Source organism: Alcaligenes parafaecalis, assembly GCF_026344135.1.
Taxonomy (GTDB): Bacteria; Pseudomonadota; Gammaproteobacteria; order Burkholderiales; family Burkholderiaceae_B; genus Alcaligenes; species Alcaligenes parafaecalis.
The window spans coordinates 48,929-59,726 of the sequence record NZ_JAPKNA010000007.1; the positions used below are offsets into that span (position 1 = coordinate 48,929).

The 10,798-nt window shown below is 55.5% G+C and carries 11 protein-coding genes; 7 read left to right on the forward strand and 4 right to left on the reverse strand.

The features are described from left to right. Nucleotides 1-26 precede the first annotated feature (26 nt). Genes purH through ruvA form a run of 3 tightly spaced genes read left to right on the forward strand, consistent with a single transcriptional unit; the run spans nucleotide 27 to nucleotide 2,766 of the window. Nucleotides 27-1,619 (forward strand): bifunctional phosphoribosylaminoimidazolecarboxamide formyltransferase/IMP cyclohydrolase, encoded by a 1,593-nt coding sequence (purH, locus tag OSH09_RS17720; protein ID WP_266121744.1) that lies wholly within the window; start codon nucleotides 27-29, stop codon nucleotides 1,617-1,619. A gap of 1 nt (nucleotide 1,620) precedes the next feature. Continuing rightward, nucleotides 1,621-2,166, forward strand: a complete 546-nt coding sequence (gene ruvC, locus OSH09_RS17725; protein WP_003803085.1) for a crossover junction endodeoxyribonuclease RuvC — start codon at nucleotides 1,621-1,623, stop codon at nucleotides 2,164-2,166. Nucleotides 2,167-2,184: 18 nt separating this feature from the next. Next, nucleotides 2,185-2,766: a Holliday junction branch migration protein RuvA gene (gene ruvA / locus OSH09_RS17730; RefSeq protein WP_207875611.1), complete on the forward strand. Its 582-nt coding sequence runs from the start codon at nucleotides 2,185-2,187 to the stop codon at nucleotides 2,764-2,766. Nucleotides 2,767-2,920: 154 nt separating this feature from the next. Here the strand turns inward: ruvA and OSH09_RS17735 are convergent, their stop codons facing one another. Beyond that, on the reverse strand, nucleotides 2,921-3,880 hold the full coding sequence (locus tag OSH09_RS17735; RefSeq protein ID WP_266121745.1) for a threo-3-hydroxy-L-aspartate ammonia-lyase: 960 nt from the start codon (nucleotides 3,878-3,880) through the stop codon (nucleotides 2,921-2,923). A 201-nt stretch (nucleotides 3,881-4,081) separates the two neighbouring features. On the opposite strand from OSH09_RS17735, the gene ruvB reads away from it, so the two are divergent. Continuing rightward, a complete protein-coding gene (gene ruvB / locus OSH09_RS17740) occupies nucleotides 4,082-5,152 on the forward strand; it encodes a Holliday junction branch migration DNA helicase RuvB (protein ID WP_207875613.1) in 1,071 nt (356 codons plus the stop codon). 4 nt (nucleotides 5,153-5,156) lie between these two features. Here ruvB and OSH09_RS17745 read toward each other — a convergent pair whose 3' ends face one another. Continuing rightward, nucleotides 5,157-5,978, reverse strand: a complete 822-nt coding sequence (locus OSH09_RS17745) for a hypothetical protein (protein WP_266121746.1) — start codon at nucleotides 5,976-5,978, stop codon at nucleotides 5,157-5,159. 66 nt (nucleotides 5,979-6,044) lie between these two features. Beyond that, a complete protein-coding gene (pyrC, locus tag OSH09_RS17750; protein ID WP_266121747.1) occupies nucleotides 6,045-7,103 on the reverse strand; it encodes a dihydroorotase in 1,059 nt (352 codons plus the stop codon). A 319-nt stretch (nucleotides 7,104-7,422) separates the two neighbouring features. On the opposite strand from pyrC, the gene OSH09_RS17755 reads away from it, so the two are divergent. From OSH09_RS17755 to OSH09_RS17765, 3 genes are all read left to right on the forward strand, one after another. After that, a complete protein-coding gene (locus OSH09_RS17755) occupies nucleotides 7,423-7,701 on the forward strand; it encodes an SWIB/MDM2 domain-containing protein (protein ID WP_009459783.1) in 279 nt (92 codons plus the stop codon). A gap of 106 nt (nucleotides 7,702-7,807) precedes the next feature. Next, nucleotides 7,808-9,253, forward strand: coding sequence for a cryptochrome/photolyase family protein (locus tag OSH09_RS17760; protein ID WP_266121748.1), 1,446 nt, complete (start codon nucleotides 7,808-7,810; stop codon nucleotides 9,251-9,253). Nucleotides 9,254-9,271: 18 nt separating this feature from the next. Beyond that, nucleotides 9,272-9,850, forward strand: coding sequence for a hypothetical protein (locus tag OSH09_RS17765; protein ID WP_266121749.1), 579 nt, complete (start codon nucleotides 9,272-9,274; stop codon nucleotides 9,848-9,850). A 227-nt stretch (nucleotides 9,851-10,077) separates the two neighbouring features. Here OSH09_RS17765 and OSH09_RS17770 read toward each other — a convergent pair whose 3' ends face one another. Next, a complete protein-coding gene (locus OSH09_RS17770) occupies nucleotides 10,078-10,443 on the reverse strand; it encodes a DUF4870 family protein (RefSeq protein WP_153230868.1) in 366 nt (121 codons plus the stop codon). Between the last annotated feature and the right edge of the window lie 355 nt (nucleotides 10,444-10,798).

The following is a 10,798-nucleotide window of genomic DNA, read 5'->3' on the forward strand; positions in this document are numbered from 1 at the left end:
TTCCTAACTCTCACGTCTCACCTTCCATGAAAATCCAGACAGCTCTTCTCTCTGTCTCCGACAAAACCGGTATTGTCGAATTTGCCCAAGCACTCGCCCAACGCGGAGTGCGGCTTCTATCCACGGGCGGTACTGCCAAGCTGCTGGCCCAGGCTGGCCTGAGCGTCACCGAAGTGGCCCAGCACACCGGTTCGCCAGAAATTCTGGATGGCCGTGTCAAAACACTGCATCCCAAAATTCACGGTGGCCTGCTGGCCCGTCGCGACAGCGCCGAACACCTGAAGACACTGGAAGAACACAGTATTGACCGTATCGATCTGCTGGTCGTCAACCTCTACCCCTTCCGTGAAACCATTGCCAAGCCTGGTTGCACCTTTGCCGATGCGGTAGAGAACATTGATATTGGTGGCCCCGCCATGTTGCGTGCTGCTGCTAAAAACCATGGCACGCCTGAAGGTGGCGCCTGTGTCGTCATTGACCCTGTCGATTACGAGCGTGTACTGGCTGATTTGGATGGCCCTGCTGGTCACCCTTCTTACGGCCTGCGTCTGGAACTGGCTGCCAAAGTCTACGCCCACACTGCCGCTTACGACGGTGCCATTGCGGCTTACCTGACTAGCCTGGCTCAAGCCGAGCCTGCCCAGGACAGCGCCCCCGAAGTGAACACCTGGCCCAATGTGCTGACCATTCAGCTCAAACAGGAACAGACTCTGCGCTACGGCGAGAACCCGCACCAAAGCGCGGCCTTCTACACAGACGGCACCATTGGCGAAGGTTTGCTGGGTCGCTACAAGCAACTGCAGGGCAAGGAACTGTCCTACAACAATATTGCTGACGCCGATGCCGCCTGGGAATGTGTACGCAGCTTTGACGCGGGCGCTTGCGTCATCGTCAAGCACGCCAACCCTTGCGGTGTAGCCTTGGGCGAAACCGCCGAAGAGTCCTATCGCAAAGCATTCCAAACCGATCCAACTTCAGCCTTTGGCGGCATTATTGCCTTCAACCGCGAAGTGGACGAAGCTGCTGCCCAGGCGATCAGCAGCCAGTTTGTGGAAGTGCTGCTGGCACCTTCCTACACTCAAGGCGCTCTGGACGTGTTTGCTGCGAAAAAGAACGTGCGCGTGCTGAGCATCCAGCCCGGTCAGGCTCACAACGCTTTTGACGTCAAGCGTGTCGGTGGCGGCTGGTTGGTGCAAACGCCCGACACGTTCCGCGATAACACCGAAGGCTTCAAGGTCGTGACGCAAGTCCAACCTACTGCCCAGCAAATGCAAGACATGCTGTTTGCCTGGAACGTGGCCAAGTACGTGAAATCCAACGCTATCGTGTTCTGCGGTCAAGGCATGACACTGGGCGTAGGCGCTGGCCAGATGAGCCGTGTGGACTCTGCCCGCATCGCGTCCATCAAAGCTGAAAACGCTGGTCTGATCCTGCAAGGTTCGGCAGTCGCGTCCGACGCATTCTTCCCCTTCCGCGATGGTCTGGATGTGGTTGCCGAGGCGGGCGCCACCTGCGTGATTCAACCCGGCGGCAGCGTGCGTGATGACGAAGTCATTGCCGCCGCCAACGAGCGTGGAATTGCCATGGTCCTGACCGGCACACGCCACTTCCGTCACTAATATGCGAATCCTGGGCATAGACCCTGGCTTGCGTCGCACTGGTTTCGGAGTGATCGACGCCCAGGGGCCCAGCTTGCGCTATGTGGCCAGCGGGACCATCGTGGTCCCGCCTGATCTGCCTCTGGCAGAGCGGTTAAAGCTGATTCTGACTCACATCACTGAAGTGATTGAGCAAAGCAAGCCCGATACCTCTGCCATCGAAAAAGTCTTTGTGAACAGCAACCCTGCCTCTACCCTTTTACTAGGGCAAGCACGGGGCGCCGCCTTGTGCGCGCTGGCCGTAGGTGGGCTGGATGTACATGAATACACAGCTTTGCAGATCAAGAAAACCGTCACCGGCAGCGGTCATGCTGCCAAAGAACAAATCCAACTGATGGTACAGCGACTGCTGCAATTAAATGGCCTGCCCGCACCGGACTCGGCCGATGCACTGGCCTGCGCCATCAGCCATGCCCATCACTCCAGTGTGGTGGGTGGCCTGCAAAAAAGCGGAGCCATAACAACAGGCCCGCGCCGTCGCATTCGCGCTGGCCGGATCTTGGGTTAACTCTCCAGAAGGAATGTCATGATAGGTCGCATCCGGGGTACCTTGATCGAAAAACAACCACCCACCATCTGTGTGGATGTAGGTGGTGTCGGTTACGAAATCGATGTTCCCATGAGCACGCTCTACCAAATGCCAGAACTGGGTGCACAGGTCAATCTGTTCACTCACCTGGCCATTCGTGAAGATGCCCACGTACTGTTTGGCTTTTCCAGCCTGAACGAGCGCAGCACCTTCAAGGCGCTGATCAAAGTGACGGGTATTGGTGCTCGCACTGCCCTGTCCTTGCTGTCGGGTATGAGCGCTGAAGAACTGGCCGATGCTATTACGCGCCAGGAGACCTCCCGTCTGGTGAAGATTCCTGGCATAGGCAAGAAAACCGCCGAGCGTCTTCTGCTGGAACTGCGTGGCAAACTGGGTGCAGACCTGGGCAGTGGTGGCACAGTCAGCGCCGTTCCCAATAGCCGTGATGATGTACTGCACGCTTTGGAAGCCTTGGGCTACTCCAACAAGGAAGCCACTATTGCTGTCAAAGCCTTGCCGGATGATATTGATGTATCGGAAGGGATCAAGCAGGCATTGAAGTCTCTGTCACGCGCTTGATACGAAGCTGCAATGTATAAAAAGCCGGGCCATTCATAATGAATGGCCCGGCTTTTTATCTATTCATAAGACAGCGTGGCGACTGAGCTTTTATTGATGCGATGATTGGCTGGCCTATCGGCTTACTGCCTGCATCTGCAAACCACTCAATTCATCAAGCGAGCAGACGCCCCAAGGCAGATACATCCACATTCCCGCCACTGATCAGCACGCCAACTTTACAGCCTTGCAAATCACCCTGACGCATTACCGCGGCGGCACCCAAACAACCTGTAGGCTCCACCACCATCTTCATACGCTCCGCAAAGAAACGCATGGCCTGAACCAGCTCAGCATCGGGTACGGTCAAAATGTCCGTGACCATGCTGCGGATCAGCTCAAATGTCATGGGAGCCAGCGCTTGCGTCAAAGCCCCATCTGCAATCGATGCGGGTGGCGCAATTTTGACGATCTCCCCACTACGCAAAGACTGCTGCGCATCATCGCCCGCCTGCGGCTCTACCCCAAAAACCTCACAAACCGGTGCTATGGCCTTGGCGGCCAGCAAGCAGCCCGACAGCAAACCGCCCCCACCTAAGGGAACATAGAATTGCTGCAAATCGGGCACCTCCTGGAACAGTTCCAATGCCGCTGTGCCCTGCCCAGAAATCACATCAGGATGCGCAAAAGGCGGGATCAAAGTCAGACCCTCGCGCTCCACCAAGTCCTGGGCAATCTGGGCACGGTCTTGGGTCAGGCGATCGTACTCAATCACTTTGGCCCCGTAACCGCGCGTCGCAGCAAGCTTCAGAACCGGCGCATCCGAATTCATGATGATGGTGGCCGGTATACCCAAGAGCTTGGCTGATAAGGCCACGGCCTGAGCATGATTACCCGAAGAAAATGCCACGACACCGGCTTTTTTCTGTTCATCCGTCAAACGCGCCAGTGCATTGAAACCACCTCGGAACTTGAAAGCACCAATACGCTGAAAGTTCTCGCATTTGAAGTAGACTTCGCCATTCAGGCGCTCGTTCAATGTAGTGGAAGTCAGGACCGGGGTGCGGTGTGCCACAGGCGCCAAGCGTTCTGCGGCAGCCACAACATCAGCAAAATCAGGTAACTCCAGGGACATGGCTAAAATCTCGTTTGAAAATTCCAACCCACATTATGCGGGATGCCAAGCGAAGCAGCCTAGACCCATCGGCACAAAACGATCCTCCCTGTAGAAGACCGACGATTTGCATAAGCACTCTGTGCACGCTGCCACGAGCCTCAATACTCAGGCGGCTAGCGCTTGGTGTACCATACTGTATATTCAATCAGCGTAGTCATCATGGCCATACACTCCGATTCGCTCTCCAGCCTGCCTTCTGAACAGCGCATCATTACGCCCAAACCCTTGTCGCCCAACGAAGAGTCCATCGAGCGCGCCTTACGGCCCAAGATGCTGGAGGACTATGTCGGGCAAGCTCGTGCGCGTGAACAGCTAGAAATTTTCATCGCTGCTGCTCGACAACGTCAGGAGGCCTTGGATCACGTTTTGCTGTTTGGCCCGCCCGGTCTGGGTAAAACCACTCTGGCTCACATCATTGCCCATGAAATGGGCGTGAATCTACGTCAAACCTCCGGCCCCGTGCTGGAGCGCCCTGGCGATCTGGCTGCTCTGCTGACGAATCTGGAACCCAACGACGTCCTGTTTATTGACGAAATCCACCGTCTCTCCCCCGTTGTCGAAGAAATTCTGTACCCGGCCCTGGAAGACTTCCAGATTGATATTTTGATTGGTGAAGGCCCGGCCGCCCGCAGCGTCAAACTGGATTTGCAGCCCTTTACCCTGGTCGGCGCGACAACCCGAGCAGGCATGCTGACCAACCCCTTGCGGGACCGTTTTGGCATTGTCTCCCGTCTGGAGTTCTATGACGTCAAGGATTTGACGCATATCGTGGCGCGCAGCGCCCGCCTGCTTAACGTCAGTACGACAGACGAAGGCACTTACGAGATCGCCCGCCGCTCTCGCGGCACACCCCGTATTGCCAACCGACTCTTGCGCCGGGTGCGCGATTACGCCGAGGTCAAAACTGGCGGCGTCATCCATACCGACTGCGCACAAGCCGCCCTGTCCATGCTGGAAGTGGACCCGCAGGGCCTGGATTTAATGGATAGAAAACTGCTGGAAGCCATCATCCATAAATTTGACGGTGGCCCGGTTGGGGTAGACAGCTTGGCCGCTGCCATTGGTGAAGAGCGCGACACTATTGAAGATGTCATCGAACCCTATCTGATCCAGCACGGCTTTTTGCAACGCACCCCCAGAGGCCGCATTGCCACCCTGAACACCTGGCGTCACTTGGGGCTAACGCCACCACGTAACACTCAGGGTCAGGAATTGTTCGACGCCGAATAAGTGTTTAGCCCCGCCGAGCCCAGGGGCGAAACACCAATAGCAAGGTAATCGCAATCGACACGGCGGCAGCCAGCAACAAGGCTGTCAGCCAATGAAAGTGGGTAAAGGTCAAGGCCAGCATGGTACAAAAACCGGCCAGACTCCCCGTCCCCCACAAGGCCGAACGCAAGGTCGCAACCAGGCTGGCAGCGCCCAGCGTTTGATGAATCGTCACGGCCACCACGGTATAGCCAATAGGGAAGGCCATAATCAGCCCCGACAAGCTAGACCCCAAGCGTGAACTGCTGGTTGTCACCACAGCCACCAAGAGACCAGCCAGTGTCCCTCTGAATATCAGCAGCCCCCACCCCGCTTTAGCCTTGCTGGTTCCCTTCATCCCTGCCAGGTGACGCGACACGCGCAAGCTGAAAGCGGTAACGGCAATAAACAAGACCAGGCCTAGCCAAGGCTGTATCGGCATGAAGGACAGCAAAAAAGCAGCGACCGCCCAGCCTGCCACCGCACACAACAAGGTACGCCAGGGCGATAAGGTAGGAGCACATAGAATAATGAGCAGCAAAAACAGTTGAGTCGCGCTAAGCGAATACACGGCATAAGTTGCCGCCTGCTGCACATAATCGGCCGGAAATTGTTGGGCCAGAAAATAAAAACCGGGGCCCAAGACCATGGGCAAACCGGCCAAGGCGCCACCGATCAAGGGACCGAATGCCCCGACAGACCAGGACACCAGCACCACAACCAATCCAGTAGCCACCATTCGGACCGCCAAGGCGGACCATTCAATATCAAGAAAAACAGTTTCCACGGACTTATCACGTGAGGACATCCGCTATAAAGACCTGCCCGCTCAAATAGGACTAATACCATTTGAGCCGGGCAGCTTCTCTATAACTTAGCCCACCACACTCCAGTCCAGGGCCTGACCGGCTGCGAGCGGGATCAAAGGCTCGCCCGCCATTTCCACGGATTCGGGAATCATGAACTCGGCGCGTTGCAGCGTCATTGTGCCTTCATTGACGGGCAGACCGTAAAAGGCGGGACCATTCAGGCTGGCAAATGCCTCCAGCTTATCCAGACGCCCTGCCTTGTCAAAAGCACTGGCATACAGCTCCATCGCGTGTAGTGCGGTATAACAGCCCGCACAGCCACAGCTTTGCTCTTTGCGGCTACGCGAGTGCGGTGCACTGTCCGTACCCAGGAAGAAACGATTGCTGTCGCTAGTAGCAGCCGCAAGCAATGCCTGGCGGTGTTTCTCGCGCTTCAACACGGGCAAACAGTACCAATGTGGTTGCAGGCCGCCTTGGAACAAGGCATTACGGTTATAGAGCAAGTGATGAGCGGTGATGGTCGCGGCAACCGGGCCGTCAGCCTGGCTGACATAAGCTGCACCCTCAGCCGTGGTCAAATGTTCAAACACCACCTTCAGCTCCGGGAAAGCCTTGCGCATAGGAATCATCACGCGCTCGATAAATACGGCTTCACGGTCGAACAAGTCGATGCTTGGGTCAGTGACCTCACCGTGCATCAACAAAGGCATACCCGATTCCTGCATCTGGGCCAGAGCCTTGGAACAGTTTTTCAGCAGATCCGTCACACCGGCGTCGGAGTTGGTCGTGGCACCGGCAGGATACAGCTTCACCCCATGCACCACCCCGCTTTCCTTGGCGCGAACAATTTCCTCGGGTGGCGTATTGTCAGTCAGGTACAAAGTCATCAAAGGCTCAAACTTGCCGACATACTCGGTTTTGGCCAAGGCGCTCAAGATACGCTCGCGGTAAGCCAGCGCCTGTGCCGTGGAGGTTACCGGCGGGGTCAGATTAGGCATGACGATGGCCCGGTCAAATTGTGCCGCGGTATGGCCCAAGACCGATTCCAACACGGCGCCATCGCGCAGGTGCAAATGCCAATCGTCAGGACGACGGATGACCAGGGTATCCACAGTAGGGCTCATATCTTTACTCAATATCAAACAAAGGACCCGCGCTTTTCACCATCAGTAAAGCAACAGGCGCCACAATTGCCTTCCAGCAGGCCGAATCCATTATTATGCTACAGCTACCTGTGCTGCGCATGATTGGCACAGGAATCCCGAGCCCAAATCCATAGTGCGTTGCAGCAGCCTGTAAACACTGGAAAAATTGCTTACAGACCGGCAAAGCTCCGACTCACAAAGGGCTTGGACGTATAGGGAGTATCACGGTATGCTGACAGACAAGTCGTGCCCTAGCGCATAACCCGCCCCTTCAACTCGTTTCTCAGGAGTTCCGTTCATGGCCAGCACTGAAAAAAAGCCTGCTACCCGCAAACCCAATGCAGCCTTCATGAAACCACTCACTCCTAGCCCAACACTGGCTGCGGTGATTGGCTCTGGCGCGCTGCCGCGTACTGAAGTTACGAAGAAAATCTGGGAATACATCAAGAAACACGATCTGCAAGATCCCAAGAACCGTCGCAACATCAATGCCGACGCCAAGCTGCGCCCTTTGTTCGGCAAGGATCAGGTCTCCATGTTTGAACTGACCAAGCTGGTCAGCGCTCACCTGAAATAAGCACGGGGTGCCCAGGCACCTCTGGCAATATCGGGCCGCGTCGCTGAGCTTTCAGCCGCGGCCCTTTTTTATACGGCGGCATCAAGCCCCCTGCTTTTTCGTCTTCATGCCGATTCAATCTATTACTCCCCCCCAGACAACACCACACGTACTGTGCTGGCTACGCCGTGATCTGCGCCTGCACGACCATGCGGCCTTGCACCATGCCTTAAAAAGTGGCCTGCCCGTGGCCTGTGTATTTGTCTTTGACAGCACTATCCTGCAATCCCTGCCTGCAGAGGATGTACGACTGGCTTTTATCCACGACAGCCTGCTACAAATACAGGAACAACTACGCCAGCACGGCAGCGAGCTGATCACAGTTTACGGCGACCCCATTCAGAAAATCCCCGAACTGGCCGCCAGCCTGAATGCAAAAACCATCTATGCAAATGAGGACTATGAGCCCGCTGCCCTGACTCGTGACAAAACGCTTGGCCAGGCACTGGCGGCCCAAGGCGTCAATCTGAAGCTGTTTAAAGATCAAGTCATCTTTGCTCGCGATGAAATCCTGACGCAACAGCAGCAGCCCTATACCGTCTTTACGCCCTATAAGCGCAACTGGCTGGGCCGCATCCGTTCTGAAGATGTTCAGGCCTATGACTGCATACAAGGACAGTGGGCTGCGCTTCCTGCTCAAAACCTGCCCGATCTGGCTGACTTGGGTTTCCAGAACGAGTCCCGCGAGCAGCTATTGAATCCGGCAGGCTGGAAAGGGGCGCAAACCTTGCTGGAGCAATTTGAACCCAGAATTCATGCGTACCAAGAACGCCGGGATTTTCCAGCCAAGCGAGGCGTCTCTTACCTGGCGCCACATCTACGGTTTGGAACGCTCTCTATCCGTCAGGCAGTTTCCCTGGCCTGGCCCAGCGACTCCGAAGGTGCCGCTACCTGGCTCAGTGAACTGATTTGGCGTGAGTTCTACCAACAGTTCTTATGGCATCACCCGGAAACCGCCAAAGAGAGCTTCAGGCCCGCCTACAAGGACCTCCCCTTCCCCAACCGCACAGACTGGTTTGAAGCCTGGAAAGATGGGCAGACGGGCTACCCCATTGTGGATGCCGCGATGCGTCAGTTAAACCAGTCTGGCTATATGCATAACCGACTTCGTATGATCAGCGCCTCCTTTCTGGTGAAAGACTTGCTGATAGACTGGCGTTGGGGTGAGCAATATTTTGCTAAAAAGCTGCTTGATTACGATATGGCTTCCAATGTGGGAGGCTGGCAATGGGCTGCTTCTACCGGGTGTGATGCGCAACCTTACTTTCGCATTTTCAACCCCATCACCCAATCACGTAAATTTGATCCGGACGGGCAATTTATACGGCGTTATGTGCCAGAACTGGCATCCCTGGATAAACAAGCGGTGCACGCACCCTGGCAAGCCAAGCAACTCCCCTTGGAATTCAGGCTGGGACACGATTACCCGGCCCCTATCGTGGATCATGACGAACAAAGGCATCTTGCTTTGGCTCTATTCAAGCGGGCAGGAGAACCAGAGCAGGTAGATTGAAATACCTTAAGGATAGTTATGTCAGAGAGCTCCAGACCACCACCGCCAGCCAGTACTCCGGTACTGCTACAAAATCTGCAAGCCGCCCATCCTCAAGCGCAAGTGGCCATCCTGGACTTCAGTGCCGATCACGCTGAAATCAACCTGGCTCATAAAGGCGTCCCGGTGCATACCGAGCACTTCCCGGAACTAAGCGGCGTACAGCTACTGGCTAGCTGTTTTGCCGATTCCAGTTCGCGTGCCGCCCAACTGGAACATGCTATCGAAGTTGTGGAAGACGCTATCATGCCAGCCAGCCTGGACCTGCGTCAGTTCATGGTGTTTGCCTCTGGGGAATTTGCGGAAGAACTGAGTGCGTGGCTCAATGAAGCCCAAGGCAGCGAGCAGCACATTCTGAATCGGGACATGATTGACGATCTGTTCACCCTTTACGCTGCAGCCAGCCAAGGAGCCATCAGCCTGAAGATGATCAACGCTGGCTCTTTGGAAAATATCCATAAGCTGGTCAATAATCAAAATCTGGGTATTTACCTGCTACTGCTGCGCGAGTGCCTGCACCATATGCACATTGAGCAGATCCACTTGCTAGCCCCCTGAAGGCTTCATGGACAGAGATTCCCAGCAATGCGGGGGGTCATCCAGAGCAAGAAGAGGTATAGCCAGGAAGCTTCCGGCACATCCACACAAAGTCACGCCACCCAACAAAGCAGAATCACCTCAGCAAACAACACAAACAACAAAACATAAAAAAAGGTGCTCATCAGAGCACCTTTTTAAATACTTCTCTCCTGCCTCTACCAGAGCAGTCCTGATCCTGACGCTACTTAGTAGTCGTGACCCAAAGCCTGACCACCGGCCAAGGCCAACCAGCCCTTGATCAGACGGTGAATAATCCAGACCAAGGCTACCAGAGCGGTTACCCAACCAATAAAGATAGTCGTCAACAGAGCACTCAGAACTACCCAGAGCAAACCCCACCAGAACGTCTTGATGACCCAGTCCAGATGGCTGGCATAAATTGTGCCCGATGCATCGCCACGTTTGACGTAGGCCAGAATCACAGCCGCCACAGCAGCAGCACCAAAGATACCTGCGCTGATCATAGCCAAAGAAAACAAGCCATAGCAGATGTGCGTGATTTTGCGCAGCGACAAGCCTGGTTCAAGCTCGGGGCTAATGGGCTGATTCATTCGGTTCTCCTGAAACAAGCATTAACAATAACTAGACCGAACTATTTTACCCATACTTTGGGCATTAACCGTATGACAGTGGCAGAGCTACCACCATGTAGATAGAAGGAGCGAGGAGAGTCTATACAGAAGGGAGGATAAGTGTGCCCAGAACGGGCGTTGAGATGCGGCCTGAGGGGTGCAGAGCGGGGCTATCGAGTATCAATGGGAGATAAATCTGCCCATAACGGCCGTGAAGAGGCGGCGTGGGCCAGCCCTGATCGGGCCAGGGGGTTTGGGCCTGTACTACAGACAGAGCACAGTGGCAGAGCTACCACCCTGCAGGCAGCAGATGGCGCCTCTACGATTTGGCCGC

Coding starts and splice junctions, on each gene's coding strand:
- OSH09_RS17735 (WP_266121745.1), bottom strand. CDS start 3,880: ATGTCCCTGGAGTTACCTGATTTTGCTGATGTTGTGGCTGCCGCAGAA.
- ruvB (WP_207875613.1), top strand. CDS start 4,082: ATGGCCATACACTCCGATTCGCTCTCCAGCCTGCCTTCTGAACAGCGC.
- pyrC (WP_266121747.1), bottom strand. CDS start 7,103: ATGAGCCCTACTGTGGATACCCTGGTCATCCGTCGTCCTGACGATTGG.
- OSH09_RS17760 (WP_266121748.1), top strand. CDS start 7,808: ATGCCGATTCAATCTATTACTCCCCCCCAGACAACACCACACGTACTG.
- ruvC (WP_003803085.1), top strand. CDS start 1,621: ATGCGAATCCTGGGCATAGACCCTGGCTTGCGTCGCACTGGTTTCGGA.
- ruvA (WP_207875611.1), top strand. CDS start 2,185: ATGATAGGTCGCATCCGGGGTACCTTGATCGAAAAACAACCACCCACC.
- OSH09_RS17755 (WP_009459783.1), top strand. CDS start 7,423: ATGGCCAGCACTGAAAAAAAGCCTGCTACCCGCAAACCCAATGCAGCC.
- OSH09_RS17770 (WP_153230868.1), bottom strand. CDS start 10,443: ATGAATCAGCCCATTAGCCCCGAGCTTGAACCAGGCTTGTCGCTGCGC.
- OSH09_RS17765 (WP_266121749.1), top strand. CDS start 9,272: ATGTCAGAGAGCTCCAGACCACCACCGCCAGCCAGTACTCCGGTACTG.
- purH (WP_266121744.1), top strand. CDS start 27: ATGAAAATCCAGACAGCTCTTCTCTCTGTCTCCGACAAAACCGGTATT.
- OSH09_RS17745 (WP_266121746.1), bottom strand. CDS start 5,978: ATGTCCTCACGTGATAAGTCCGTGGAAACTGTTTTTCTTGATATTGAA.